This is a genomic window from Rhizobium sp. ERR 942 (assembly GCF_007828395.1).
In the GTDB taxonomy this organism is placed as follows: domain Bacteria; phylum Pseudomonadota; class Alphaproteobacteria; order Rhizobiales; family Rhizobiaceae; genus Rhizobium; species Rhizobium dioscoreae.
Map to the genome: position 1 here is coordinate 196,701 of NZ_VIUA01000002.1, position 25,517 is coordinate 222,217.

25 protein-coding genes are annotated in these 25,517 nt (G+C 59.4%); 12 read left to right on the plus strand and 13 right to left on the minus strand.

Annotation, left to right across the window (positions count from 1 at the left end; translation table 11 throughout):
• Genes FBZ97_RS07840 through FBZ97_RS07855 form a run of 4 tightly spaced genes read right to left on the minus strand, consistent with a single transcriptional unit; the run spans position 1 to position 4,139 of the window.
• On the minus strand, positions 1-549 hold the full coding sequence (locus FBZ97_RS07840; protein WP_145318025.1) for a GNAT family N-acetyltransferase: 549 nt from the start codon (positions 547-549) through the stop codon (positions 1-3).
• A gap of 8 nt (positions 550-557) precedes the next feature.
• On the minus strand, positions 558-1,757 hold the full coding sequence (locus FBZ97_RS07845) for a M20 aminoacylase family protein (protein ID WP_145318028.1): 1,200 nt from the start codon (positions 1,755-1,757) through the stop codon (positions 558-560).
• A 15-nt stretch (positions 1,758-1,772) separates the two neighbouring features.
• A complete protein-coding gene (locus FBZ97_RS07850) occupies positions 1,773-3,122 on the minus strand; it encodes an LLM class flavin-dependent oxidoreductase (protein WP_113332389.1) in 1,350 nt (449 codons plus the stop codon).
• A 24-nt stretch (positions 3,123-3,146) separates the two neighbouring features.
• Positions 3,147-4,139, minus strand: a complete 993-nt coding sequence (locus tag FBZ97_RS07855) for an LLM class flavin-dependent oxidoreductase (protein WP_145318031.1) — start codon at positions 4,137-4,139, stop codon at positions 3,147-3,149.
• Between the two features lie 377 nt (positions 4,140-4,516).
• On the opposite strand from FBZ97_RS07855, the gene FBZ97_RS07860 reads away from it, so the two are divergent.
• The gene (locus FBZ97_RS07860; RefSeq protein WP_229002183.1) at positions 4,517-4,726 is read left to right on the plus strand and encodes a hypothetical protein; all 210 of its coding nucleotides are present in this window, start codon (positions 4,517-4,519) and stop codon (positions 4,724-4,726) included.
• A gap of 43 nt (positions 4,727-4,769) precedes the next feature.
• Here the strand turns inward: FBZ97_RS07860 and FBZ97_RS07865 are convergent, their stop codons facing one another.
• The 3 genes from FBZ97_RS07865 to FBZ97_RS07875 are packed head-to-tail and all read right to left on the minus strand — an operon-like array spanning position 4,770 to position 8,224.
• Positions 4,770-6,377 (minus strand): DHA2 family efflux MFS transporter permease subunit, encoded by a 1,608-nt coding sequence (locus tag FBZ97_RS07865; protein ID WP_145318037.1) that lies wholly within the window; start codon positions 6,375-6,377, stop codon positions 4,770-4,772.
• Positions 6,378-6,382: 5 nt separating this feature from the next.
• The gene (locus FBZ97_RS07870) at positions 6,383-7,525 is read right to left on the minus strand and encodes an HlyD family secretion protein (protein WP_145318040.1); all 1,143 of its coding nucleotides are present in this window, start codon (positions 7,523-7,525) and stop codon (positions 6,383-6,385) included.
• 48 nt (positions 7,526-7,573) lie between these two features.
• A complete protein-coding gene (locus FBZ97_RS07875) occupies positions 7,574-8,224 on the minus strand; it encodes a UdgX family uracil-DNA binding protein (RefSeq protein WP_145318043.1) in 651 nt (216 codons plus the stop codon).
• A gap of 141 nt (positions 8,225-8,365) precedes the next feature.
• Between FBZ97_RS07875 and FBZ97_RS07880 the strand changes: the two genes are divergently transcribed.
• From FBZ97_RS07880 to FBZ97_RS07915, 8 genes are all read left to right on the plus strand, one after another.
• Complete coding sequence (locus FBZ97_RS07880; protein WP_113332394.1) at positions 8,366-8,719, plus strand: hypothetical protein; 354 nt, start codon at positions 8,366-8,368, stop codon at positions 8,717-8,719.
• Between the two features lie 270 nt (positions 8,720-8,989).
• Entirely contained in the window at positions 8,990-10,003 is a 1,014-nt protein-coding gene (gene tauA, locus FBZ97_RS07885) for a taurine ABC transporter substrate-binding protein (RefSeq protein WP_145318046.1), read from the plus strand.
• A 55-nt stretch (positions 10,004-10,058) separates the two neighbouring features.
• A complete protein-coding gene (locus FBZ97_RS07890) occupies positions 10,059-10,847 on the plus strand; it encodes an ABC transporter ATP-binding protein (RefSeq protein WP_145318049.1) in 789 nt (262 codons plus the stop codon).
• Complete coding sequence (locus tag FBZ97_RS07895) at positions 10,844-11,698, plus strand: ABC transporter permease subunit (RefSeq protein ID WP_145318052.1); 855 nt, start codon at positions 10,844-10,846, stop codon at positions 11,696-11,698. The genes FBZ97_RS07890 and FBZ97_RS07895 overlap by 4 nt, the downstream gene beginning before the upstream one ends.
• An 89-nt stretch (positions 11,699-11,787) precedes the next feature.
• Positions 11,788-12,858: an LLM class flavin-dependent oxidoreductase gene (locus tag FBZ97_RS07900; protein WP_145318055.1), complete on the plus strand. Its 1,071-nt coding sequence runs from the start codon at positions 11,788-11,790 to the stop codon at positions 12,856-12,858.
• A 151-nt stretch (positions 12,859-13,009) separates the two neighbouring features.
• Entirely contained in the window at positions 13,010-13,459 is a 450-nt protein-coding gene (gene mntR / locus FBZ97_RS07905) for a manganese-binding transcriptional regulator MntR (protein ID WP_145318058.1), read from the plus strand.
• A gap of 221 nt (positions 13,460-13,680) precedes the next feature.
• Positions 13,681-15,147: a sensor domain-containing diguanylate cyclase gene (locus FBZ97_RS07910; protein ID WP_145319979.1), complete on the plus strand. Its 1,467-nt coding sequence runs from the start codon at positions 13,681-13,683 to the stop codon at positions 15,145-15,147.
• Positions 15,148-15,268: 121 nt separating this feature from the next.
• Positions 15,269-16,108: a mechanosensitive ion channel domain-containing protein gene (locus FBZ97_RS07915; RefSeq protein ID WP_113333303.1), complete on the plus strand. Its 840-nt coding sequence runs from the start codon at positions 15,269-15,271 to the stop codon at positions 16,106-16,108.
• 170 nt (positions 16,109-16,278) lie between these two features.
• Here FBZ97_RS07915 and FBZ97_RS07920 read toward each other — a convergent pair whose 3' ends face one another.
• From FBZ97_RS07920 to FBZ97_RS07935, 4 genes are all read right to left on the minus strand, one after another.
• Complete coding sequence (locus FBZ97_RS07920; RefSeq protein WP_145318061.1) at positions 16,279-16,941, minus strand: hypothetical protein; 663 nt, start codon at positions 16,939-16,941, stop codon at positions 16,279-16,281.
• A gap of 417 nt (positions 16,942-17,358) precedes the next feature.
• Positions 17,359-18,450 carry an LLM class flavin-dependent oxidoreductase gene (locus tag FBZ97_RS07925; protein WP_145318064.1) on the minus strand — a complete coding sequence of 364 codons (1,092 nt, stop codon included), beginning with the start codon at positions 18,448-18,450 and terminating at the stop codon, positions 17,359-17,361.
• Positions 18,451-18,571: 121 nt separating this feature from the next.
• The gene (locus tag FBZ97_RS07930) at positions 18,572-19,321 is read right to left on the minus strand and encodes a nucleotidyltransferase domain-containing protein (RefSeq protein WP_145318067.1); all 750 of its coding nucleotides are present in this window, start codon (positions 19,319-19,321) and stop codon (positions 18,572-18,574) included.
• Between the two features lie 129 nt (positions 19,322-19,450).
• Complete coding sequence (locus tag FBZ97_RS07935) at positions 19,451-19,921, minus strand: Lrp/AsnC family transcriptional regulator (protein ID WP_145318070.1); 471 nt, start codon at positions 19,919-19,921, stop codon at positions 19,451-19,453.
• Between the two features lie 127 nt (positions 19,922-20,048).
• Between FBZ97_RS07935 and FBZ97_RS07940 the strand changes: the two genes are divergently transcribed.
• Both FBZ97_RS07940 and FBZ97_RS07945 read left to right on the plus strand, forming a co-directional pair.
• A complete protein-coding gene (locus tag FBZ97_RS07940; RefSeq protein WP_145318073.1) occupies positions 20,049-21,296 on the plus strand; it encodes an argininosuccinate synthase in 1,248 nt (415 codons plus the stop codon).
• Between the two features lie 37 nt (positions 21,297-21,333).
• The gene (locus FBZ97_RS07945) at positions 21,334-22,251 is read left to right on the plus strand and encodes an ornithine cyclodeaminase family protein (protein WP_145318077.1); all 918 of its coding nucleotides are present in this window, start codon (positions 21,334-21,336) and stop codon (positions 22,249-22,251) included.
• A 39-nt stretch (positions 22,252-22,290) separates the two neighbouring features.
• Here FBZ97_RS07945 and FBZ97_RS07950 read toward each other — a convergent pair whose 3' ends face one another.
• Both FBZ97_RS07950 and FBZ97_RS07955 read right to left on the minus strand, forming a co-directional pair.
• Positions 22,291-22,914 carry a nucleotidyltransferase family protein gene (locus tag FBZ97_RS07950; RefSeq protein WP_348642360.1) on the minus strand — a complete coding sequence of 208 codons (624 nt, stop codon included), beginning with the start codon at positions 22,912-22,914 and terminating at the stop codon, positions 22,291-22,293.
• 185 nt (positions 22,915-23,099) lie between these two features.
• Positions 23,100-23,999, minus strand: a complete 900-nt coding sequence (locus FBZ97_RS07955) for a LysR family transcriptional regulator (protein ID WP_145318080.1) — start codon at positions 23,997-23,999, stop codon at positions 23,100-23,102.
• Positions 24,000-24,103: 104 nt separating this feature from the next.
• On the opposite strand from FBZ97_RS07955, the gene FBZ97_RS07960 reads away from it, so the two are divergent.
• A complete protein-coding gene (locus FBZ97_RS07960; RefSeq protein ID WP_145318083.1) occupies positions 24,104-25,498 on the plus strand; it encodes a VOC family protein in 1,395 nt (464 codons plus the stop codon).
• Positions 25,499-25,517 lie beyond the last annotated feature (19 nt).

Sequence of the window (25,517 nt, forward strand, 5' to 3'; positions counted from 1 at the left end):
TTATCGGCCGGCGGCTGCCAAGCGTTGCTGCGAGCCCGAGGTTTCGGCGATATAGGCCAGAGCCAAATGGCTGATATCCTTCTCGAAAGGCAGGCTCTTGTAGACTTCCGGATCGACGGAGGTATCGAACAGGGCTGTGTAGCCGTTGTTGAGATAAAGACCGACCGCCTCGGGTTGGCGAAAGCCAGTAGTCAGGTAGATGCGACGATAGCCCTGTCGCGCCGCCTGGGCCTCCAGTTCGACCAGCACCCTGCGCGCCAATCCCTGACGACGGAGATCATGGCGCGTCCAAATTCGTTTGAATTCGGCGGTTTGCTCGTCATAGTGCTTGAAAGCGCCACCGCCGATCGTCTCCCCGTTTCGGAGCAAGAGCAGAAAATTGCCCTGCGGCGGCGCGAAGGCCTCCGGCGGATAGCGGTTGAGTTCGGCAACCGCCCCTTCAGCATTGAAATAGTTGCCGTAGCGGCTGTCGTACTCATGGATCAGCTCGTCGATCAGCGGCTTGGCGCGCGGGTCCAATGTGGTCGTATAAAGAAACGTGTCGCTCATGTCGTTCGTCACCCGTTGTCATTCGCGAGGAAAGCTTCGACGAGCCGCACCCAGTAGCGGGCTGCCGGCGCGATGATGGCGTCGTTGAAATCGTAGCGGGCGCTATGCAGCGGTGCGCTGTCGCCATTGCCGACAAAGAGGTAGCTCCCGGGCTTGGCCTGCAGCAGGAAAGCAAAGTCTTCGCTCGCCGTCCGCGGCCGGAAATCCGCCTCGACGGCAGCACTTCCAAGCGCCTGCAAGGCGACATTGCGGGCGAATTCTGTCTCTTCGGCATGATTGACGAGTGCAGGAAAACCGAGACGGTAATCGACTTCAGCCACAGCGCCGAAGCTCTCCGCCTGCGCGCGCGCCAGTGCGGGAATTCGCTCCTGCAATCTGGCTCGGACGGTCTCATTGTAGGCGCGCATGGTCAGCTTCATCTCCACGCTTTCCGGGATGACGTTCGAAGCCGAACCGGCATGAATGGAGCCGACCGTTGCGACCGCCATTTCCTGAGGATCGATATTGCGCGAGACGACGCTTTGCAGAGCAGTAATGAATGAAGCCGAAGCCAACACCGGATCGACGGCACGATGCGGCTCGGCACCATGTCCGCCCTTTCCGACGATGTTGATGACCGCCTTGTCGACGGAAGCCATCGCCGGGCCGGCGACGAAACCGAACTGCCCCGTCGGCACGCCGGGCCAATTGTGCAGTCCGAAGACCGCATCGACCGGAAACCGATCGAAAAGTCCTTCCGAGAGCATCTTGCGCGCGCCGGCGCCAATTTCCTCGGCCGGCTGAAAGATCAACCGCAGCGTGCCGCTGAAATTGGCGCTTTCTGCAAGGTAACGAGCAGCAGCGAGCAGGATCGATGTATGTCCGTCGTGGCCGCAGGCGTGCATGACGCCGGGGTTGCTGCTGGCATAGTCAAGCCCGGTTGCTTCTTCAATGGGCAGCGCATCCATATCGGCACGGATGCCCAGGCTGCGCTGCCCATCGCCCCGCTTAAGGGTTGCGACGACGCCGGTCCCGGCTATGCCCGTTGCTACCTCGTAACCCCAGTCGGCAAGCAACGAAGCGACCTTCTTGGATGTGCGGTGCTCCTGAAAGGCGAGTTCGGGATATTGATGCAGGTCATGTCTCAGCGCGATGATCTCGTCGAGGTAGGCGGCAATCCCTGTTTCGATTTGATCGGTGACCGAAGCGGGCTTGATGATAGCGTTCATGATGATCGTCCTGGCTCAGGCGCCGACGGCCTTTGCGGGTGTGATGTTCGAAGCCTCTGTCGCGTAACGGCTCTCGCGATACGGCAAGCCCAGATGATCTCGCAGCGTCTCCCCCTTCAACGCCGGATCGAAATAGCCGCGCTCCGTCAGGATCGGCAGGACATGCCTGGAGAAATCGTCGAAGCCTTCGCCGATCACCGGGAAACCGAGGATGAAGCCGTCCGCGCCTTCTTCATCCACCCAGCGGATGATCTCATTGGCAATATGCTCGGCGGTGCCGATGAAGGAGGTTCGCGGCGTGGCGGCATCGAGCGCCACCTCACGCAAGGTGAGCCCCTTCTCCCGCGCGGTCTTCTTGATGCGGTCGGTCGTGGCGCGAAAATTATTGCGGCCGATATCGCCGAGATCGGGGAACGGCTCATCCAGGGGATAGGCGCTGAAATCGTGGTGATCGAAGAAGCGGCCGAGATAGGCCAGCGCCTCCTCGATGGTGACGAGATTGCGGATCGCCTGGTACTTGGCCTCCGCCTCCTCCTGCGTCGCGCCGACGATCGGCCCGATGCCCGGGAAGATGCCGACATCCGCGGCACTGCGGCCATGCGCGATCGCGCTCTGCTTCACCTGCTTGTAGAAGGTCTTCGCGTCTTCCAGCGGTCCACCATTGGTAAAGACGGCATCGGCATGTTTGCCGGCGAGCCGAATGCCGGAATCCGACGCGCCCGCCTGGAACACCACCGGCTGCCCCTGCTTGGAGCGGCCGATATTGAGAGGGCCTTCGATGCGGAAGAACCGGCCTTTGTGATTCAGGCGATGCAGCTTGGATTTGTCGGCATAGACGCCGGTCTCACGGTCGCGCACGAAGGCATCGTCATCCCAGGAATCCCACAGGCCCTTGATCGCATCGAGATACTCATCGGCGATCTCGTATCGCAGCTCGTGCTCGGGATGTTCGCGGCTATAGTTGCGGCCGGAGCCTTCGAGCGGAGATGTCACGGCGTTCCAGCCGGCGCGGCCGCCGCTGATGAGATCGAGCGAGGCAAATTGCCGGGCGATGGTAAAGGGATCGCTATAGGATGTCGAAACCGTACCCACCAGGCCGAGCTTCGTCGTAAAGGCGGCAAGCGCCGAGAGGATCGTCAGCGGCTCGAAGCGGTTGAGGAAATGCGGGATCGATTGCTCGTTGATATAGAGTCCGTCCGCGACGAAAGCGAAGGCGATACCGGCCTCTTCGGCCTTGCGGGCCGTCTTGACGAAGAAGTTCAGATTGGTGCTTGCATCGGCCGGAACGCTCGGATGCTTCCAGGCATTCATGTGGCCGCCGGGGCCTTGCAGCATGATACCAAATGTGACGTGTTTTTGAGCCATGATGATCCTCCTGGGACAGGTCGCTCAGGCAACGAGGGAAAGGCGTTCTTTGGCGAGCAGTTCTATGGAATTGAGGCGTTCGGCCGCGGTCAGGGCCGGCGTGTCGAGCACGAACTCCTCGACGCCGTAGCGGCGATGAAGCGCGTCGAGCTCGCCGCGGATCTGCGCCGCCGTGCCATGCAACACGCTCGGCACCTTCTCTTCGGTCCGGAACTCCGAGAAGCCGGCCTGCCGCGCAAATTCCGCCGCCTGCTCCTGCGTGCCGACATTGACGCTCTGGCCGTTGGGCAGGAAGAGCTTGACGATGCGCAGTTGCCCAACGCGCTCACGGGCATGGGCTTCGCTTTCGGCAGCAAAGGCTGCGAGCGCCAGGATCGGCACCTTGCCGCCCGTCGCATTCCCGTAGGCCTCGAAGGTATTGCGCAGATTTTCCGGATCGCCGTTCAGATGGCCGGCAAACACCAGCCGCCAGCCCTTTTCCGCGGCGAGCTTCGCGCTCTCGACGCTGGCGCCAAGAAGGAAGCGCTCCGGCGCATGCGGCGGAAAAGGCGTCGCCACCGCGCCAACGGAATGAGGGTCGGCCGCGAGATAGGTGTTGATGTCGGAAAGCTGCTCGGCGAAGTCCGGCTTCTTCTCAGGATCGAAGGCACGCTGTAATGCGCGGGTCGAGAGCGGAAAACCGCCCGGCGCCTTGCCGACGCCCAGATCGACGCGTCCCGGCGCCAGCGACGCCAGGAGATTGAAAGTTTCTGCGACCTTATAGGCGCTGTAATGCTGCAGCATGACGCCGCCGGAACCGACACGGATCCTCGAAGTCCGGGCAAGAAGATGAGCGATCAGGACTTCCGGAGCCGAACTTGCGAGGTTCGCCATATTGTGATGCTCGGCAACCCAGAAGCGATGATAGCCGAGTTCCTCGGCCCGGATGGCCAAGCGAGCCGTGGCGCCGAGCGCATCGGTGGCGCTAAGCCCCTGTTCGATCGGGCTCTTGTCAAGAAGACTGAGAAGATAAGTCATGCCGTTCATCCATGTTTGCGCCCGATGCCGACCATGGAGCGCTATAGTCTATAAAAAACATAGATTTTAAGTTATTTAAGAAACAGCTTTCTTTTTCTTTCCCCGGATGCGGAAAAAATCGGCAGCGACCCAAAGCGGCATCGATGGATGCAGCTGCAGGTTCCAATGACAGGATCGAGCGCCTGTTGAGACTACGCCTGCTCAGCGGAGAGCACATGACCGAGCCGTTAAACCCACGGATCACCGATCATTTTGACCGGCTATTACGCCTCTCACGACGCAAAGAGGGCGCAATCGAGAGCGATTGAACGCAATAGATTGCCAAAACCCGCAAATCAGTTCACCTTTTACCTATGCTCAATATCGCACGACCATTCGTGACCGATGATGATCCCGACCGGGACATCCGCTGCCAGGACGCGCTGCAAGCCGCTTTTCGAGAGTTGCTGAGTGCCGCGACCCTGGCGGGATGGTCGGAGCGTGAAGTCGCCTTGGCGATTGCTGAGCTCGCGGACAAGCATTTGCTCTCACTTGAGACCCATGACAACACTGACGCCCTCATCGCACTGTTGCGGCGAATGACCTAATGAGCCAACCGTCCACCTGCGGGAGGATCGATCGTTACAGTACTCAATGCATGCCGCCGCCGCCCTCCTTGAGATCGACATTGCTCAGGATCAGCGCAAGCGGAATGGCGCAGAGTACGACCAGCATCAGCACATGGAATACATCGATATAGGCGAGGAAGCTCGCCTGGGTCTGCACCTGCTGCCCTATCCAGGCCGTCGCTTGCGCCTGGGCATCCGCCATGGTTGCACCTTTCTCGGAAAAATAACGCGTCATGGTTCGCAGTGTCTCCTGATAGGCCGGTGAGGGAGGGGTGACATGCTCCACTAGGCGGCTCTGGTGCCACTGCTCCCGATGCGCCAGGACATTTGACGCGATACAAACGCCGATGGAGCCGCCGATGTTGCGCGCGGCATTGATCATGGCCGACGCCTGATTGGTCTGTTCAGGCCTCAAACCGTAGTAAGAGGCAGAGGTGATGGGAATGAAGATCAGCGGCAAGCCAAGCCCGATATAGAGACGAGACCAGACGAAGAAGCCGAAGTTCAGGCCGGGATAGAGCCGCGTCAGCTGCCACATGGACATCGCAATGATCGCCGCACCTATGGCGATCAGATACTTCGGCTGAACCAGGGAATTCACCCGGCCGGCAACGAACATCATGACCATGGTCACAAGCCCGCCTGGCGAAAGTGCGAGCCCAGCCCAGGTCGCCGTATATCCGTAGTTCTGCTGCACGACCTCAGGGATGAACTGCGTCGTCGCAATCAGGATTGCGCCGGTTGCCATCATCACGATGAAACAGGAACCGAATTGCCGGGTGCCGAGCAGCCATCCGTCGATGATCGGGTTAGCCTTGGTCAGAACCCACGGAATTGCTGCCAGGAAGGCGAGAACGCATATGACTACCATGACGATGATGAAGTCGGAGCCGAACCAGTCATCGGTCTGCCCCCGATCCAGGATGAGTTCCAGAGAGCCAAGAAAGGTTGCCACCAGCAGAAAGCCGATGAGATCGAAACGCACGCCCTTCCGGCGGAATTCCTCGCGCATATTCCTCGTTTTCGGAGTCTCCTTCAACAGCACATAGACGAGCACGAAGGCGAATATGCCGACGGGACCATTGATGAGGAAGCACCAGTGCCAGGAGAGGTTGTCGGAGAGATATCCGCCTAAGGTCGGCCCGATGACCGGTGCGACGACCACGGCGACACCGAAGAGCGCAAAAGCCTGACCACGTTTTGCCGGCGGGAAGGCATCGGCAAGGATCGCCTGCGAGGTCGGCACCATGCCGCCGCCGGCAAAACCCTGTATAACGCGGAAAATCAACAGCGCCTGGAGATTCCACGATAGACCGCACAGAACGGAAGCGATCGTGAATGTCACCAGGCATAGGAGATAGAACCGACGGCGTCCGAACCGTTCGGCGAAATAGCTGCTGGCAACCAGCACGATGGCGTTGGAAACGAGATAGGTCGTGACCACCCAGGAGGCTTCGTCGGAGCTGACGGCAAGGCCGCCTGAAATGTAGCGCAGCGCCACGTTGGCAATCGTGGTGTCGAGCACTTCCATGAAGGTTGCCAGCGACACCACCATGGCAATCAGCCAGGGATTCGTGACTTGCGCGGATGATGCTTCTCTTCCACCCGCCGCTGCGCTTGCACCGCTCATCTCGCTCAGCTCCTCGGGTGTACCGTCACTGTCGGCACCACGGACATGCCGGGGCCGATTGCAACATCATCGGGCCATCGGTCGACGATGATCTTGACCGGCACGCGCTGCGTAACCTTGACGTAATTGCCGGTCGCGTTTTCTGCTGGCAACAGCGAAAAGGCAGTGCCAGAGCCCGGCTGAACCGAGGCCACCTTTCCGTGGAGCGTGTGATTGGGATAGGCATCGATCGTGATGTCCACCGGCTGGCCCGGCCGCATGTCGGTGAGCTGCGTTTCCTTGAAGTTCGCCGTGATCCAGACCTCATCGGGAACGAATGTCGAGATTGCCTGCCCTGCCTCCACATACTGCCCCTTGGCGCCGGCAAGACGTACGATGCGCCCCGGCTGCGCCGCCGTGATCGTCGTGTAACTAAGGTTCTGCTGCGCTTCTTCGGCCTGTGCCTGCGCCTGCTTGAGGCTTGCGAGCGCACTGGATTTCTGCGCTTCGGCAACGGCTTTGTTCTTCAGCGCCGAGGTAATATTCGCCTGCATCTGGGCAAGGCTTGCCTGATCCTGCTGCAGGGTTGCCGTAGCCTGTTGCACGGCCTGCACGCTGCCGGAGCCGGTCTTGACCAGTTGCTGCTGGCGATTGGATTCCTGCTGTGCAAATTGTAGAGCGGCGGTGGCGGAATTCTGTTGCGCCCTGGCGACGTCGACGGCGGCGCTCGCCGCCTCGATCTGCGCGCCGGCGCTGTCGACCGAGGCCTTTGCCACCTCTACCTGCCCGTTCGCCTGATCGAGCGCGATCTGATAGTCACGCGGATCGATCCTCAAGATGACATCGCCGGCTTTGACGGACTGGTTATCGGTCACCGGAACCTCGGCAACATAGCCGGATACTTTGGCAGCAACCGAAAAGCTGCGCGCATCGACAAAGGCATCATCCGTCGACTCATAGGGATAGAAATAGATCTTCCAGACGAACCATGCGGCTACGATCAGTGCAAGCAACGCGACGATGCCGAGCAGAATGGAGAGGGGATGACGGCGAATGAAGGATGCGCGCTTTTCAGCCGGTGCATCATTTTCGCGGCCGGCATCATCAACAGGTTGCTGTTTCAGCCGATCCGGCTTGGTTTCCGCAATATTGGGTTGATTGTCAGCCATAACATGACCTTTGCTTGCTGTTCTGCGGGTTGTGTCTGGAGAAAATGGTCAGTGCCGCACAAAACTCCGGATCTTTTTGAGATCCCGAATGAAGGTGAGCTTGTTCTTTTCCCTCTCATCCGCCTCCCTGATCCGCAGGAGCGCCGAGGGATGAATGGTCACCAGGACATCGAGTTTTCCCGACGGATGCAGGATCTGGCCGCGGTCGCGCATGACCCTGACTTTCGAGCCGAGCAGCGAGGATACAGCCGTCGCCCCAAGTGCGACGACCAGCTTCGGCTTTAGCAATTCGAGTTCTGCTCCCAGCCACCAGGCACAGCGCTGTACCTCGCCGGCATTGGGCCTGGCATGCAGTCGTTTCTTGCCGCGCATCTGATATTTGAAATGCTTCACGGCGTTGGTGACATAACAACGGTCCCGATCCACGCCCGCTTCCTCAAGGCATTCATCAAGAAGCCGGCCGGCCGGTCCGACAAAAGGCCGGCCGGCCACATCCTCTTTGTCGCCCGGCTGTTCGCCGACCAGCACGATGTCTGCTCGGGCCGGCCCTTCACCGAACACCAGATGAGTGGCGTTGCGATAGAGATCGCAGCGTGTGCAGGATCGAGCATCCTCATGCAGCTCATCAAGTGTCTCTGCATCGGCATGCTCATAGCTGAGCGATGGGCCTGCGCCGGCCGAAGGAAATCTATCGAGCATTGGGGGCTCGCTGTGGTTCCAGATTCTATGACGATCAACTAATCGTCCTTCTGTTTGTTCCATGTGGGATGCTCATCACATGGGAACCCCCTCCTCTGGTGCTCGTTAAGACAATGAGACCACGAGAACGGAGAACCCGCCATGAATAGCGAACGTAAAACCGGCTCCTTTGCATTGACCGCATTCTTCGACGACGAATATGACGCGGAAGCTGCAGCCCAGGCGTTGATGGAAGCCGGTATCCCGAAGGACGCGATCACCATGACACCGGGCAACCGGCCAGATACCTCACCGACCGATCACATGGGCTTTCTGGACGCATTGACGGGCATCTTCTTTCACGAGGAGCAACGTGCCGCCTATGCAGCCGCCCTCGAGCGAGGAGGAACGCTCGTCACGGTGCAGGAAATGAATGAGGCGCAGCATAATATCGCCCTGCCGATCCTGGCGGAAAAAGGCCAGATCGATCTCAACGAGCGCGAAAGCACCAGTTAGGCCGGCAGGCTTTCGCTTTGCTATGGGAATGACCGCTCTCGAGCAGAGTTCAGGATTTTGACGCGTTCCTGAGCGTCGATATCCATGTCGGCTTCGCTCCGCCGGAAAGATGCTAACCTTGTCGTCTTCGTCCATTTAGACAAACAATTCCTATTATAGTCTATAAAAATAGTTTGCTATTTCTATCGATCCTGCCCCCGATTTGGCTAGGCTCTGTGCATTCCATTCAGGGAGCCGCCGGAAAATCTGATCCGGCCAAGGGGACTAGTCATGAAATTCAACACACTGATCGCTGCGGCCGTCTTGGGTCTCGCCAGCATTTCCATGGCGGCCGGCGCGGCCGCTGCCGACAAGAAGGTCGTCATCGCCTATCAGACGGATGCCCTGCCCTCCTCTGTCGCGATCGCCAATGGCGATTTCGCAAAGGAGACGGGCTATGAGATCGACTTCCGCAAGTTCAATTCGGGAGCAGAGATCTTCGCCGCCATCGCATCCGGCGACGTCCAGATCGGTTATGTCGGCTCAAGCCCGTTTGCCGCTGCTGCTTCACGCGGCCTCGAGGTGAAGGCCTTTTACCTCTCGTCCATCTCGGGCGTCGATGAAGCTCTGGTGGTGCGCAATGGCTCCGGCATCAACACACTCGCCGATCTGAAGGGCAAGAAACTCGCGGCGGCACCCGTTTCCACTGACCATTATCAGCTGCTCGCCCTGATCAAGTCCCTTGGCCTGAGCGAAAAGGACGTACAGGTCTTTGCTGTCCCGCAGCCTGAAATCGTCGCAAGCTACAATCGCGGTGACATCGACGGCGGCTTCGTCTGGGACCCGGCACTCACCGAGCTGAAGAAGAACGGCAAGGTGCTGGTGACATCCAAGGACGTCGCCGACAAGGGCGCTCCAACATTTTCCGCCTGGGTTGCAACCTCAAAATTCGCAGCAGACAATCCGCAATTCCTGAAGGCCTATGCCTCGGTGATCAACAAATACTACGCCTCGTTTGCCGCCGACAAGGCCGCCTGGGGACCGGACAGCGACAACGCCAAGGCGCTCGCCAAGCTTCTGGGCGGTACTGCAGAGCAGCAGGCGGCAGCGCTCAAGAACCTCACTCTGCTGACGCCCGACGTGCAGGCATCGGCGGCCTGGCTCGGTGGCGGCGATCAATCCGGCGCGGCAAAAATCCTCAAGGACACGGCAGCCTTCCTAAAGAGCCAGGGAAAAGTCTCCGAAGTCCTGCCGAATTACGGCGCATTCGTCACCGCCGACGCGCTCGTCAGCGCAAGCAACTGATCCTCCCTGGCATCGGCGCGCTTGTCGCGCCGGCGTCGCAATATCGAGAGAGCCCATGCTTCAAGTCGACCATGCAAGCGTCTTCTTTGCAGCGCGTGACGGCAGAACCGTTCATGCGCTTGACCGCGTTTCCTTCGACATTCCCGAACGCGGCATCGTGGTCGCACTCGGCGCATCCGGTTGCGGCAAATCCACCCTGCTCAATGCGATCGCCGGTTTCCTGCCGCTTTCAGAGGGAAAGATCACGCTCGACGGCAGGCCTGTTTCCGGTCCGGGCGCCGATCGCGGCGTCGTCTTCCAGAAGGATTCGTTGCTGCCATGGAAGTCCGTCATCGACAATGTGGCCCTCGGCCTGCAATTTGCCGGGCTCGGCAAGCGGGAACGCCGGGATCGCGCATCGGAACTGCTACGGCTTGTCGGCTTGACCGACTTTGCCAATGCCCTGCCCTACGAACTGTCGGGCGGCATGCGCCAGCGCGTCGGCATTGCCCGGGCACTTGCCACCGATCCCGATATCCTGCTGATGGACGAACCATTCGGCGCTCTCGACAGCCTGACGCGCGAGCAGATGCAGGAGCTGCTGGTTTCCGTCTGGGCTAGAACCGACAAGCGCATCTTCTTCATCACCCATTCGATCGAGGAGGCGCTTTTTCTCGGAACGGAGGTTCTCGTCATGTCTCCGAGGCCCGGGCGTGTCGTTGCGCGTTTCGAACTCGATTTCGTACATCGCTTTGCCGCCAGCGGCGATACGAAGGCGATCGTCTCGTCGCCTGAATTCAGCAGCCTTCGGGAAGAAATTCGCGCTATTCTCCACAGCGCCGACAACATCAGGAGCGTGGCATGAGTGACATCATCGAAACGCGCCCGATTACCGTTCCTCAAAGGGAAGAGCAACCGAAGCTGGTTCGCGTCCCGAGTTTCGGCGTCGGCGAGAAACCCACCATCGCCATCAGCATCGCGACTGCGATCGTCTGCCTCGCATTGTGGTGGCTCGTCGCAAAGCTCGGTCTGGTGTCACACCTCTTCCTGCCTCGCCCCGATGAAGTGCTGACGCAGATCGGCGTCGTCTACCGCGATGGTTATGCCGGCGCTTCACTTTCCGAACATGTATTGGCAAGCCTGTTCCGCATCGTCGTCGCGGCAGCCATCGCGATCGGGGTCGGCATTCCTGTCGGTCTGCTGATGGGGCTCAACCGCTGGGCAAAGGGAATTCTCGATACGCCGATCGAATTCTATTGGCCGCTGCCGCCCCTTTCCTATCTGCCGCTGATGATCATATGGCTTGGGATCGGCGAGACCTCGAAGATCACCCTTCTCGTGCTCGCCATGTTCGCGCCGATCTGCCTGTCCGCCCAAGCCGGCGTCCGTTCGCTGCCCCTGGAGCGGGTCAATGCCGCACGGTCCCTCGGCGCGAACCGGCTGCAGCTCTTCTTCAACGTCGTCCTGCCTTCGGCGCTGCCGGAAATCCTGACGGGCATCCGAATCGCTTTCGGCATTGGCTGGGGAACGCTGGTGGCGGCCGAACTCATCGCTTCGACCCGCGGCATCGGCTTCATGATCATGTCGGCGTCGCAGTTCCTTGCCACCGACGTCGTCTTCGTCGGCATCGGTATCATTGCGGTCTGCGCCTTTGCCTTCTCGACCGCCGTCCGCATTCTTGAAGCCGTGCTCGTCCCGTGGAAGGGCAAGCTTTAGACTCAAGGGAGATGAGCCGAGGATTCACCACGGCTCTCCTCGCTACAAATCCCGTATCAATCAATTCAGAGAGACCGACAGGCGCAGGCATGAGCGATAACAGCGAATTTCTCTGGTACATCCCGAACGACGTCAAGCCGGGTCACCGCGGCGATTCCGCCGTCGAGAACCACAACAGCTTGGAAACGCTCACGAGCCATGCCAAGGCGCTGGAGGATCACGGCTGGAAGGGCGCATTGATCGGCACCGGCTGGGGCCGTCCCGACACCTTCACCGTCGCGGCCGCACTTGCGGCGCGCACCACCAGCTTCGAGCCGCTCATCGCAATCCGCCCCGGCTACTGGCGCCCGGCGCACTTCGCTTCCGCTGCTGCCACGCTGGATCAGCTGAGCGGCGGCCGGGTGCGCATCAACATCGTTTCCGGCAGGGACAATCTTGCCGCCTATGGCGACAGCGAGGGCGATCAAGCGCACCGCTATGGCCGCACCAAGGAATTCATGCGGCTCAGCCGCAGGCTCTGGACCGAAGAGAATGTCACCTATGAGGGAGAACACTTTCGCGTCAGGGAATCCACGGCTGCGCCGCGCATCGAGCCGCGCGGTGAACGTCTGCATCCCAGGCTCTATTTCGGCGGCGCTTCGGATGCTGCAGAACGCGTTTCCGCCACAGAGGCAGATGTTCAGCTTTTCTGGGGCGAGCCACTCGCCGACATTGCTGAGCGAATAAGCCGGCTTAAGGCATTAAGCAGAGACCTTGATCGCGATCTACCGCCACTGGAATTCGGGCTGCGCATTACGACGCTGGTGCGCGACACGACGGAGCAGGCCTGGACCGACGCCGAGGCGAAAGTCGCGGAGATGGCTAAGAATAAGGGCGTCGGCTGGAATGATCACCGGCAATCGATCGCAGTGGGCCAGAAACGGCTGTTCGATCTCGCCGCGCGCGGCGACGTGCTTGACGACAATCTCTATACCGCGCCGGGCAAGTTCGGCGGCGGTGGCGCCGGCACTACCTGGCTGGTCGGCTCGCCAGAGGATGTCGCCCGCTCCCTGCGCAAGTATCGCGACCTCGGCATTACGCATTTCGTTCTTTCGGACACACCATACCTCTCGGAAATAAAGCGGCAAGGTGAGCAACTGCTGCCGCTGTTGCGCGCCTGAAGGCGTGGCGCGACGAGCCAATTGAGACACGGGAATTTCGATTTCACGGCTGGCCGGCATCGGCCGCTGGGGTTTCATAACGTCTTTGAATTATTTATAGTCGAGGCTAAACATCATTACACGACTCTTAACCTGACGGAGATGAGCCGCCTTGACGAATTTGCCTGCCACCCCGGAAAGCCGTCTTTCTTCCACCGAGATCGAGACGCATGCCGAGGCCTTTCAGAAAAGCCGCGACGATCGACGCACGGAATTGATGGAGGATTACGTCGAGCTCATCGCCGATCTGATAGAGCATGCTGGCGAAGCGCGCCAGACCGATATTGCGCAAAGACTTGGAGTAACGCAGCCGACGGTTGCAAAAATGCTCAAGCGGCTCGCCGAGGAAAACCTGATCACGCAGCGCCCCTATCGTGGCGTGTTCCTGACTGAAGAAGGGCACCGCCTGGCGGTGGCAACCCGCCGGCGCCATGAGATCGTCGAGGCCGTCCTTTGCCGCCTCGGCGTCGATCCTGATACGGCAAGGAATGATGCCGAGGGCATCGAGCACCATGTCAGCGAAAAGACCCTCGAAGCCTTCGAGCGTTTTTTGAAGGCATGACTGCCCATACATCGGATCAACCCGATAGCGATCGGGCTAGAGAGCCATTTGGGGCACAGTTTTGACAAGAATGAGTTGAAAAGAAGCGGACAGTGACTGTCCGGCTTGACCCGCTACCTGATATCAACGCAAGGTTTACCAATGCTCGCTAAGCAGAACTTGGCGAGCTGCCGGCCTTTCATTTCGCGTACTGACTTTTATTGCCGGCACAGGGAATCATGATGAACGCCCAGGACTTCAGCAGCACCATTTTCGACCTTGCCCCCGTCGCCATGTGGCTGGAGGATTTCAGCGGCGTCAGGGAGCAGTTCGAGGTGTGGCGTGCGGAGGGCGTGACGGACCTGCGTTCCTATCTGTTGGCCGACGTGCAGCGCGTCGCATCCTGCTCGCAAAGGATCAAGGTTCTTGCCGTCAATGCCAGGACGCTGGAGCTCTTCGAGGCGCCATCCTTCGAGACGCTTGTCGAAAGCCTTTCGCGGGTCTTCCGCGACGAGATGCTGCAAAGCCATGTGAATGAGCTGGTGGCGCTCTGGGAAGGCAAGACCGAGTTTTCCGGCACCGCAATCAACTATTCCCTCGGCGGCAAAAGGCTCGACATCCAGCTACGCGGCGTCATCCTGCCGGGCCACGAGACCTCGTGGAGCCGGCTGCTGCTGACGACGGAAGACGTGACGGCCCGCGAGGAGGCGAGACGGCAGGAAGAGCGGCAGCGCCGCTATGCCGAGGGCATGTTCGAGCATTCGCCGGTTTCCCTGTGGGTCGAGGATTTCAGCCGCATCAAGATCCTGCTCGATGAGATTCGCCACCGAGGCATCGTCGACTTTCAGGTATTTCTCGACGTGCATCCGGAGTTCGTCCAGCAATGCATGAGCGAGATCAGCGTGCTCGACGTCAATCAGGCAACGCTCGATCTCTTCTGCGCACCGGACCGCCAGACCCTGCATCAGCGGATCGGCGAAGTGTTCCGCGATGATATGGAGAAGCATTTTCGCGGGCAATTGGTGGAGTTGTGGAACGGCCGCCTCTTCCATCAGCGTGAAGTGCTGAACTACGCGCTCGACGGATCGGAGCGTCACGTCCTCCTGCAGTTTTCGGTCTTTCCCGGTTACGAGGAAGACTGGTCGCTGGTGCAAGTGGCACTCACCGACATTACTGCGCGCAAGAAGGCAGAAGCCTATCTCGAATATCTCGGCAAGCACGATGTGCTCACCCGGCTTTTCAACCGCGCCTTCTATATGGAGGAGCTCAACAGGCTGGAGCGCAAATCGCTTCGGCCAGTATCGGCCATCATTCTCGATCTGAACGGACTCAAGGAGTCCAATGACGAGAGCGGCCACGATGCTGGCGATGCTCTGCTGCGCCGTATGGGCGAGGTGCTGAACAGCGTCGTCTCCCTGCCGAACCACGCCGCCCGCATCGGCGGCGACGAATTTGCAGTTCTCATGCCGGGCGCTGATGAAATCGCGGCTGCCGCGATGGTCGAGACGATCAACGAACTGCTGAAGATCAACAACCAGTTCTATTCCAGCGCGCCGCTCAGCGTCTCCATCGGCATTGCCACGAGCCTGCCCGGCGAAACCATGGAAGCCATGATCAAGCGCGCGGATCTCGGCATGTACGAGCAGAAGAAGGCTCACTACGCCGCAGCTGCCACCATTGGTCCGCATCAGGCAAAGCACGGCGCCTGACGCTCCCGCATAGAGACCGACCCGCATAATCCATTGAAACCGTTGGGTTTCATACGCCAGGTTGCCAGGAACAAAAAACGCGACTTCTCATTTGGCTCTCTGGGAAAGATGGAGTTTTGACATGGACGATCAAACGACCAATATCGTCGTCGCCACTCGCACGGCACTCGACCAGGCCTCGGCGCTCGCGGTTCAATATGGATTTTCGCTTCTCGGCGCGATCATTCTTCTGATCGGTGGCTGGCTTCTTGCAGGCATTATCAGCCGTTCGGCCTACCGCGTCATCTCGCGTATTCGCGGCATAGACGAAACGCTCGCGAGCTTCTTCCAGAATGTCCTGCACTACAGCTTGCTCATCCTTGTCTTCATCACCGTCCTTGGCCAGTTCGGCGTTCAGACCGCCTCCATCATCGCCGCTCTCGGTGCTGCCGGCCTGGCGATCGGCCTGGCATTGCAAGGCACGCTTCAAAATATCGCCGCCGGCATCATGCTGCTGATCCTGCGGCCATTCCGGGTCGGCGAATATATCGAGGCGACGAACGTCAAAGGCTACATCAAGGAAATCGGGCTCTTCGCCACGGAGATGAGGACGGCGGACGGCCTCTATCTGATGGCACCGAACTCGACGCTCTGGAACACGCCCATTATCAACCACAGCCGCGAGCCGGACCGCCGCCAGCAATTGTCCGTTGCCATGGGTGAGAAAATTGACATCGATCTTGCCCGCAAAACGATCCTCGACATCCTGAAAGCGGATCAACGCATCAAGACCACACCGGCACCGAAGGTTTTTCTCGACGAACTGGCCGTCGATCAAGCCGTGCTCAACATCGAATATTGGGCAATCACCACGTCTTGGTCCGATGTCCGGCACGATGTGGTCTCGAAGCTCAAGGCCAGGCTTGCCGAGCCAGACATAACGATCAAATCACCAACGGAGGCGACAGGGCCTGCCGACTGAGGTCACTGCTCGAACGCTAAGCCTGCCGCCGGCAGGGAGTCGAACCAGCGGCAGGCTTCGCGAGGTCATGACACCTCGAGCAAGATCGATGTCCTGCCCGTTCTAAACTTCCGCGAGAGGCATTTGTTCCCTGCCGCGATAGGAAAGGGCCGAATTAGAAACCCGTGAATCTACCATTTGATACGGTAGTCCAGCCGCACATTGCCAGCCGGCGTCAAAGTCTGCGGATCGGCGAAGGAGGCCGAGAAATTGAGGTTCGGCGCCAAAGGCTGCCGAAACGAGACCGTGCTGGAAAATACGCTGCCGACGTCCTTCAGATTGCCGATCGCAGATAGAGACGTCCCCGTCCACGGAACCGCAACGGTCACGGCTTGTGTCGCGGTAATGGAGTTTGCCGCATTCCGCGTGCCCGCATAATTTACGTTCAGCGACCTCGAAGTGCTCATGTCCAGGTTTTCCAACACCGTCCAGCTCCGCGAGCGTTCGAGGCAAAGCGTTCCGGTGCTGTTGAGCGCGTCGACCCTCAATGACACCTCTCGGCGCCATGTGGTCGAAAAGCGCTTGTGATCGTCGATTGCCGTGCCCCATAGGGTTGCCAGGCTGCTGCTGCGCAGGATGGCGCCGGTGGCCGCGCTGCCAAGTCCGAGATCCATGCCAGCGCTGACATCCCAGGCCATCGGCAGCCGGAAACCGAGAGTGGTCTTGTATGTTCTGGGTGCGACCTTGACCGGCGACCAGATCATCAGATCGCTGGCTTTGGTGACCTGCGGCAAGCTGACACTCGCAAGAAGACCAAGAACGCCGCGAAGGACGCGTTTTGACTTGAAGCCCATGTTAAAGCCCGCATTCTCTTTACCCCGACCTCGTGACGTTCAGGGCGCACCAAGGCAACAGCCAGGCACGGAAACACCCGCATTCCGGCTTCAGATTGATTTTGTTCGGTTAAGCACCAGCAAGATAGCGGCGCATCGGGGCCTAGATTTACGGCATCCGATTGAAGGGAATGACACAGCTTCCAATCAAGCAGCACCCTTCGTCTAAAAGAATCCCATCCAGGGCCACGCTTGTAAACCCCTTGACGTCACGTTTTTTGCTGCGTTGCACACATGTCGCACCTGCGACGCCGCAGCATGAAAGCGACATCACCGCAAACGGCCTGGAAAATCAGCCCTTGCCGGATAGCCAAGTCATCATTGAAGGATGATCACATTCTTGCGAGCGGCCGCGGCGCGAAGCATCGAACCGGTGGTTCACCCCGCCCGGAGCCCAGCCTTCGCCAGAATCGGAAGCACCCGATCGCAGAAATAGGGCAGTTCCTGCGTATAGTTGACGAAGGACAAGGCTATACCGGCATAGCCTTGCTCGGCAATGGCGATCATCTCTTCGGCAATGCGCTGCGGCGCGCCGATCAGCGGATAGCTGCCTGCTCCACCGGCAAAGCGCTGGCGGTAGCGGTCATAGGACTCGCGATCATGGGACTGCGAGAACTCCTTCTTGCCGGCCATGTGTTGATCGACGGCAGCCTGATCGGCCATAGTCACGGCATAACGGGTGTAATAGTCGTCTGCCTCCGTCTGTGTCTCGCGGCAGACGACGTGACAAACCGTATAAACGCCGACCTGCCTGCCTTTGCCTTCCGCCCGTGCAGCGATATCAGTCACATGCTTTCCGGCGTCACCGATATCGGTGAAGGTGGTGAAGAGATAGTCGCAATGCGCCGCGGCAAAGTCTCGGCCGGGGCCGCCGAAGGCCGCATTCATCGTCACCGGCCGTGGCGCCTGCAGGCTAGCAGGGCGGCTGACAGCTTCTTTCAGATTGTAATAGGTGCCGGCATAATCGATGGGCTCAGCAGTGGCATAGAGCCTTTCGACAATTTCGAGCCATTCAGCGGCCTGGTCGTAGCCCTTTTCGACCAGCGGCACGCCGAACATGCCGAATTCCTTCGGGTTCCAGCCGCAGACAATGTTCAGTCCGGCGCGCCCTTGGCTGATATGATCGACGGTCGCAAGCGACTTGGCAGCATAAAGGGGATGGACGAGCGGCACGTGCACCGTCATGAAAAGGCCGATCTGCTCGGTCGCGGCCGAGAGCGCAGCAGCCCAGGTGAAGGTCTCGAACGACCATTCGCGAACGCGGTTCTTGCCGCCGAAACCGCGCCAGCGGGCAATCGGCAGAAAGAATTCGAGCCCCGCCCGGTCGGCGATCTGTGCTGCGGTCAGATTATCCTGCCATCCTGCCGTCCAGCGCTCCGGCACGTCGGTGATGGCAAGCCCACCATCCGCGTTGGTCGAGAAAACACCGAGCTTCAGCCTGTTCGGCCCCTTCAGCGGATGGGTCTTCATGGTGGCTTCCTCCCGAGTTCACCTCGCGTCTATCCTGCAAAGTCCGCAGCGACCCGATAGGAATGTGTTAGCGTTGCCATGAAGAATTTCAAGCTTAAAATTTTTCGATCAGGCATAACGATCAACCGCGCGGCACAAGGCTCTTGCGTCTCGCCTGTTGCGACGCGATGCGCTTGTCACCTGCGAAAAACGGGCCGCCATGCCGATCCAGTTCGCTACGTGTGAGACCGCACAATGCCTCCACCTCTCCGGCTGAAGCACGCCCGAAGACATCGTCGAACCTATCGGCCAGGTCCCGATCCATCTCTCGAAGCAGGTGGGGAATCCATTTGCCCCTGCCCGACCATCTTCCTCGTCCCAGCAGCATAAGGTCGGCCAAAGGCTGATAGAGTTGCGCGGCAATCGCGCCTACCTCCGGGGCCGCCCGCTCCCCACGCAGATCATCGAGAAGGTCGGTGATCTGATATTTCAAAGCATTCAGCTTCTCACCTTCCAGCTTCGGTGGGCCGTTATGGAGGATGCCGATAGCATAGTCCTTCCAGACCTGCCCCTTGTCAGGATTTGGCCCGAGGATCTGGCCTGTCGCAACCATATGAATAATAACGGGATAGCCACGCACAATATCGCTCTCGAAAAACCAGCTGAGCGTCTCCGGGTCGTGAACAAACGCTTCGAACGGAAAGTCGCCCTCGATAAAGGTCTCGCGCCAAGCGGTTTCGAGCTGATCAAAGACCACGACCAGATCGATGTCGGAGCCCTTTCTTCCCTCGCCTCGTATGATCGACCCTGAGACAAAGGCAAAGGAATAGCCCGGAAAACGGCTGGCGAGAACCGGGCGTGTCGCCTGCATCGCCGTTTCGAATATGCTCATTTCGCTCTCCAAACATCAATTATCTTGCGGGTTCGATATGCCCGCCAGGGTGCGAGCAGACAGGAACCGGCTAGGCACGCTGAACGGCACTTCGCCGCCGCCATAATTGGCCGACAGTTGGCTGCAATGCTACGAGACCAAGGGCAGCTCAAAGCTCCGCTTCAGCGTTTCCATGGGCACATCGGTCTTGACGTTCAATACGCTTGGAATTCGCGTCAAGTGATCGGCCTGAAACCGCCAATAGCTGTGCAGATCAGCGGTGACGATGCGCAGGACGGCATCGCATTCGCCCGTCGTCAGATAACATTCTATGACTTCAGGAAACCGCCTGACCGCCTCCGCAAATTGGAGGGTGACTTGCGCATCCTGCGTCTTGAACCAGACGCGGGCAAACACGGTGAGGCCCGCACCCACCTTTGCCGGGTCGAGAACGGCCACATAGCGATCGATGATGCCTGCATCCTCCAGCAATCGCACGCGGCGAAGACAGGGTGACGGCGAGAGCCCCACTTCCCTCGCGAGGTCCACATTGGAAATGCGTCCGTCGCGCTGCAGCACCCTGAGGATACGCCGGTCGATCTCGTCCAAAGTCGTTGACACAATATAGCTCCTACTGCCGATTGAGTGGCATAATATGCTAAACTCTCTCGCATTATTGAACTCTTCGCAAGATCATTGCGCGAGGATTGGCCTATCGTTCCAGCCGTCAACATGGAGACGGAAGCCGATGTCGAAAAAGCTCAAGAAAGTCGTGCTCGCCTATTCGGGAGGACTGGACACATCCATCATCCTGAAATGGCTGCAGCAAACCTACGGCTGCGAAGTCGTGACCTTTACCGCCGACCTTGGCCAGGGCGAGGAGCTTGAGCCCGCCCGCCGGAAGGCCGAGCAATTGGGCGCGACAGATATCAGGATCGAGGATGTCCGCGAGGAATTCGTTCGGGATTTCGTCTTCCCGATGTTCCGGGCAAACACGCTCTATGAGGGGCAATATCTCCTCGGCTCCTCCATCGCCCGCCCCCTGATCGCCAAGCATCTCATCAATATCGCACGCGAGGTGGGTGCCGATGCCATTGCCCACGGCTCCACAGGCAAGGGCAATGATCAGGTGCGTTTCGAACTGGCGGCCAATGCGCTCGATCCATCGATCAAGATCATCGCGCCATGGCGCGAGTGGGCCTTCCAATCGCGCACTCAGCTGATCGAATATGCCGAAGCGCATCAAATTCCTGTGCCGAAGGATAAGCGCGGCGAGGCTCCCTTTTCGACCGACGCGAATCTCCTGCACACCTCCACCGAAGGCAAGGTCCTGGAAGACCCGGCCGAAATCGCGCCATCCTATATCTATCAGCGCACCGTCGATCCTCTGGAGGCACCAAATGCGCCGGAAATCGTCGTCATCGGCTTTGAAAAGGGCGATGCGGTCTCCCTGGACGGTGAAGCGATGACACCAGCGGCACTGCTGACAAAGCTCAACGAATTGGGCGGCAGGCATGGGATCGGCAGGATCGATCTCGTCGAAAACCGTTTCGCCGGGATGAAATCGCGTGGCGTCTATGAAACTCCGGGTGGCACGATCCTGCTCGCCGCCCATCGCGGGATCGAATCCATCACGCTCGACCGCGCCGCTGCACATTTGAAGGACGAGATCATGCCCCGCTACGCTGCGCTGATCTATAATGGCTTTTGGTATTCGCCCGAGCGGGAAATGTTGCAGGCATTGATCGATCAGAGCCAAATCCATGTCAGCGGCGAAGTGACGCTCAGGCTCTACAAGGGCTCAGCCAGCGTGATCGCGCGCGCCTCGCCAGCCTCGCTCTATTCGACCGACCTCGTCACCTTCGAGGAAAGCTCCGGAGCGTACGACCACCATGACGCCGAGGGCTTCATCAAACTCAATGGCCTGGGCCTCAAGAGCTGGGCAATGCGAAACGCCAGGATGGCCGCATCTGCTGTTGACCTCGACTGCGCTTGAGGTTGCAGAGTGGCTGTCTTAACGAGGTCCATCCGCAATGAAGATATTGAAAGACGAGGATTTATGCCCTGCCGCAGTCATGCGTGGGGCGATCGATGCCTTGGAAGCAGCTTTCCAAGCCAAGGCGGCCGGTGAACTGGTGTCCCCGCCCCGGCATCACGTCTCCTTTCCCGATCGCGGAGATATCGTGTTTACGGTCGGCGGCATCGATGGCGAGCGGCCGCTTGCCGGCTTTCGCGCCTACGAGACCTTTGCCGGAGGGCAGCATTCACAAGTGGTCGCTGTTTGGCGTGCTGACACCGCTGAACTTCGAGGGATCATCCTGGGCGAACGGCTCGGCCAGATCAGGACAGGGGCAATAGGAGGCATAGCCATCCGTCACCTCAGCGCTGCGACCGCCCGCACGGTCGGCATCATTGGCAGCGGTACTCAGGCGCGAACACAACTCATTGCCGCTGCCGCCGTTCGCGACATAGGCTCCGTCCGTGTCTTCAGCCGAAACCCGAGAAACTGCGCCGCCTTCGCTGAGGAGATGCAACTGGAACTCGGCATTGCCGTTGAACCGGTTACAAATGCCACAAAAGCCGTGGCCGATGCCGATATCGTGTTATGCGCAACAAGCAGCGACATGCCGGTGATCGATGCTTCTGATTTAAAAGCCGGCGTCCACATCAATACGATCGGCCCGAAGACGCTGAAGGGACATGAACTCGGCCTGGACGTCGCGAACATGGCCAGCATCATCGCCACGGATTCTCCTGAGCAAACGCGCGCCTATGCGTCCCCATTTTTCCTTTCCGAAACCATACACGACGAGCGAATGCTCGACCTTGCAGCCATAGTCGCCGGCCATGCTGCCGGCAGAACATCTCCTCTCGACACCACGCTCTTCTGTTCGGTCGGCCTCGCGGGCACGGAAGTCGTCGTAGCATCGGCCATATTCGACATGATCTGACGTCGGCTCGGAAATCGCGCGGCTGAGCCTCGAAACGCCTCAGCCGTCCCAGCCAACAATCGTCAGCCTCGGCCAGACTGCAATCCAGCGATTGACTTTCTGCTCGTAGATCGCCTGCGTGATCTGCTTCTTATTGGGGCGCACGACGCCATTCAGCAGATCGGAAAGACCGAACGGAGCACAATAATCCAGACGACCGTGACTATTGGAGCGCAATCCCACGGCGGTTGCCGTAGTCGGAAAAGTGGTGATGGCGTCCAGGGTCGATTTGTAAGGCCGGATCGGGTATCCGAACTTCGCTTCGTACCAGCAATGAACCCGGGCTTCGTTCTTCACATCGATCCAGACCGGCAAATCGGGAAACATCGCGCGGACCCGTGCGGCATGACTGGTCTCCGCTTGTTCAGACAGATCATCGGCATCGAAATAAACGATGTCGAGGTCATTGATCCCATGAGACAGGGGCAACCCGAAGGCATGGTTCCAAAAGGTCTGGGCAACGGCTCCTGCCACCAGCCAGCAATCTGGCAGCGCAATCTCATCCCAGCGCCGGAGAAGCGAGATGAGCAATGGACTTCTGAAGACTATATCCTCCAGTTCCGTCTGTTCGCTTGTCGTCATTGCTCCCACCCGACCGGAAACGACCTTGCGGCCATGGTCCATGGCCCTGCCCCCTGTATTTAAGCACGATTCTCGGCCTCGATTGTAGACAAGGCTAGCGTATCAGCGCTGTCTTCATGCGCTGTCACTTGCAAGCCGTAGCAGGTGGCCCGGTTCGCCGTGCGAACTCAAAAGAGCGATAGGCACTTGTGGTCCATGCAGATTAATTTCGGAGGATCATTCCGGCATCATTGCGGCGTCACCTCACTCAACAGCCAATCCTGAAATAATGTCGCCGTCTCGTTCGTCTGCTTCTTTTCCGGCATGACCACGTAGTAGCTGTTCTCAGTCGGCATCGGCAGATTAAAGAGCGGCAGAAGCGTGCCGGCCTTGAGCTCATCCTCGATCAGATAGGTCGGCAGGAGCGCCACACCCAGCCCCGCAATGGCGGCAGCGATGATCATGGAAAACTGGTCGAAGCGCGCGCCGGGATAGGCATTCTCCGTCGGCAACTCCTGCAGATCGAACCATTGGGCCCAAAGCTTCGGACGCGTCGTAAGGTGCAGCAGTGGCGCTCCCGCCAATTCGTCCGGCGAGATCAGACTCAGCCGCCCGGCAAGCTCGCGGCTAGCAACGGGCAGCACGGTCTCATTGCAAAGAAAAGTCGCGACGGCTCCCGCCCATGCCGGCAGGCCGTAGTGAATGGCAAGATCGAAATTATCCTCCTCAAAATTGAAGGGCTTGGAGCGCGATTCCACTGTGACGGCGACATCGCGATGTTTATCAAGAAATCGGCCGAGGCGCGGCACCAGCCAGCGCGTGCCGAAGGTCGGCAAAGTCGCGACCTTGAGCGATAATTTCATCTGGCCGGCAGCGACGGCGCCGATCATCAGCCGCTCCGAACGCAGGAGCAGATCCTTCACCTCCGGCAACAGCCGAAGTCCGGCCTCGGACAGCACGACGCGTTGGCGGACACGCTCGAACAGCTTCAGGCCCGTCTGCTGCTCGAGATCGCTGATCTGGCGACTGACGGCGCTTTGCGTCAGATTGAGTTCTTCGGCGGCACGCGAGAAATTCTGATGGCGCGCCGCGCATTCGAATGCCTGAAGATTGACGATGTCAGGGATGAGGCGTCGGCGCATAGTCATTCCATTTTCGCATCAAGTTAGAATTCACTCTCACAACACCGGCCGCTGAACAAGAGATATTCTGCTGGATAGGAATGACATAGCCTTTCAGGAAGAGATCGCACATGAAGCCTGATCACGTCTCGACCAGCGATATTCGCAGCGCTTTTTCAGCCGCCATGTCGGCAATGTATCGCGAAGAGGTTCCCGCCTACGGCACGCTCATGGAGCTGGTCGCTCGCGTCAACGACGAAACGTTGGCGGCACAGCCCAAGCTGAAGGAGCGGCTGGAGGCGACGGATTATCTCGATCGCATCTCCGAGGAACGTCACGGCGCCATCCGGCTCGGCACCGCAGCCGAGCTTGCGATGATGGCGCGCGTCTTTGCCGTCATGGGCATGTATCCGGTCGGCTATTACGATCTGTCGACCGCCGGCGTGCCGGTTCATTCGACCGCATTCCGCCCGATCGGCGATGCGGAGCTGAAGCGCAATCCCTTCCGCGTTTTTACCTCCCTGCTGCGGCTCGATCTCATCGCCGATGAGGATCTTCGCAAGGCAGCTGCGGACATTCTTTCGAAGCGCCGTATCTTCACGGAAGGTGCCATTGCGCTCACCGAGAGGGCCGAGCGCGAAGGTGGCCTGAACAAGGACGACGCCCGGCGCTTCGTCGACGAGGTTTTGGAGACCTTCCGCTGGCATGACGAGGCCAATGTCGATGCCGGCATGTACCATCGGCTTCATGACGCCCATCGTCTGATTGCCGATGTCGTGTCGTTCAAAGGCCCGCACATCAATCATCTGACCCCCCGCACGCTGGATATCGACCGGGTGCAGGCGCTGATGCCCGACTATGACATTGCACCGAAAGCCGTTGTCGAGGGACCGCCGACGCGCATCTGCCCGATCCTGCTGCGCCAGACCTCGTTCAAGGCGCTCGAGGAACCTGTCTCCTTCCGCAATGCCGATGGCATCTGGGAAGCAGGCTCGCACACCGCCCGCTTCGGAGAGATCGAACAGCGCGGCATTGCGCTGACGCCGAAGGGTCGCGCGCTTTACGACAAGCTGTTAGACGACTCCCGCAAGATCGTACGTCCGGCAGCCGATGGATCGAACGCCCGCGATTATGAAGCCGCACTTGCCGAGAGCTTTGCCGAATTCCCGGATGACTGGGCGGCAATCCGCGCCGAGGGCCTCGGCTATTTCACCTATTCGCTGACGGTCAAGGGTAAGACCGCCGCAACGAGCCACGGGGATATCGAAGCACTGATCCACCAGGGCTTCGTGCAGTTTGATCCGATCGTCTACGAGGATTTTCTTCCCGTCAGCGCCGCCGGCATCTTCCAGTCCAACCTCGGCGATGGCGCGCAGCAGGACTTCGTCGCCAGCCCGAACCAGCAACGCTTCGAAGCCGATCTCGGCATGAAGGTGCTGAACGAATTCGACCATTACGCCGGCATCGAACAGGCATCGATCGATGCCTGCCTGCGAGCCCTTTCCAAACAAGACGCCGCCGAGTGAAGTGATGCGGCGATATCGC

Bases quoted from the DNA above. Each gene is read 5' to 3' on its own strand.
- FBZ97_RS07840 (WP_145318025.1), bottom strand. From the start codon at position 549: ATGAGCGACACGTTTCTTTATACGACCACATTGGACCCGCGCGCCAAG.
- FBZ97_RS07845 (WP_145318028.1), bottom strand. From the start codon at position 1,757: ATGAACGCTATCATCAAGCCCGCTTCGGTCACCGATCAAATCGAAACA.
- FBZ97_RS07850 (WP_113332389.1), bottom strand. From the start codon at position 3,122: ATGGCTCAAAAACACGTCACATTTGGTATCATGCTGCAAGGCCCCGGC.
- FBZ97_RS07855 (WP_145318031.1), bottom strand. From the start codon at position 4,139: ATGACTTATCTTCTCAGTCTTCTTGACAAGAGCCCGATCGAACAGGGG.
- FBZ97_RS07865 (WP_145318037.1), bottom strand. From the start codon at position 6,377: ATGAGCGGTGCAAGCGCAGCGGCGGGTGGAAGAGAAGCATCATCCGCG.
- FBZ97_RS07870 (WP_145318040.1), bottom strand. From the start codon at position 7,525: ATGGCTGACAATCAACCCAATATTGCGGAAACCAAGCCGGATCGGCTG.
- FBZ97_RS07875 (WP_145318043.1), bottom strand. From the start codon at position 8,224: ATGCTCGATAGATTTCCTTCGGCCGGCGCAGGCCCATCGCTCAGCTAT.
- FBZ97_RS07880 (WP_113332394.1), top strand. From the start codon at position 8,366: ATGAATAGCGAACGTAAAACCGGCTCCTTTGCATTGACCGCATTCTTC.
- tauA (WP_145318046.1), top strand. From the start codon at position 8,990: ATGAAATTCAACACACTGATCGCTGCGGCCGTCTTGGGTCTCGCCAGC.
- FBZ97_RS07890 (WP_145318049.1), top strand. From the start codon at position 10,059: ATGCTTCAAGTCGACCATGCAAGCGTCTTCTTTGCAGCGCGTGACGGC.
- FBZ97_RS07895 (WP_145318052.1), top strand. From the start codon at position 10,844: ATGAGTGACATCATCGAAACGCGCCCGATTACCGTTCCTCAAAGGGAA.
- FBZ97_RS07900 (WP_145318055.1), top strand. From the start codon at position 11,788: ATGAGCGATAACAGCGAATTTCTCTGGTACATCCCGAACGACGTCAAG.
- FBZ97_RS07910 (WP_145319979.1), top strand. From the start codon at position 13,681: ATGAACGCCCAGGACTTCAGCAGCACCATTTTCGACCTTGCCCCCGTC.
- FBZ97_RS07915 (WP_113333303.1), top strand. From the start codon at position 15,269: ATGGACGATCAAACGACCAATATCGTCGTCGCCACTCGCACGGCACTC.
- FBZ97_RS07920 (WP_145318061.1), bottom strand. From the start codon at position 16,941: ATGGGCTTCAAGTCAAAACGCGTCCTTCGCGGCGTTCTTGGTCTTCTT.
- FBZ97_RS07925 (WP_145318064.1), bottom strand. From the start codon at position 18,450: ATGAAGACCCATCCGCTGAAGGGGCCGAACAGGCTGAAGCTCGGTGTT.
- FBZ97_RS07930 (WP_145318067.1), bottom strand. From the start codon at position 19,321: ATGAGCATATTCGAAACGGCGATGCAGGCGACACGCCCGGTTCTCGCC.
- FBZ97_RS07940 (WP_145318073.1), top strand. From the start codon at position 20,049: ATGTCGAAAAAGCTCAAGAAAGTCGTGCTCGCCTATTCGGGAGGACTG.
- FBZ97_RS07945 (WP_145318077.1), top strand. From the start codon at position 21,334: ATGAAGATATTGAAAGACGAGGATTTATGCCCTGCCGCAGTCATGCGT.
- FBZ97_RS07950 (WP_348642360.1), bottom strand. From the start codon at position 22,914: ATGGACCATGGCCGCAAGGTCGTTTCCGGTCGGGTGGGAGCAATGACG.
- FBZ97_RS07955 (WP_145318080.1), bottom strand. From the start codon at position 23,999: ATGACTATGCGCCGACGCCTCATCCCTGACATCGTCAATCTTCAGGCA.
- FBZ97_RS07960 (WP_145318083.1), top strand. From the start codon at position 24,104: ATGAAGCCTGATCACGTCTCGACCAGCGATATTCGCAGCGCTTTTTCA.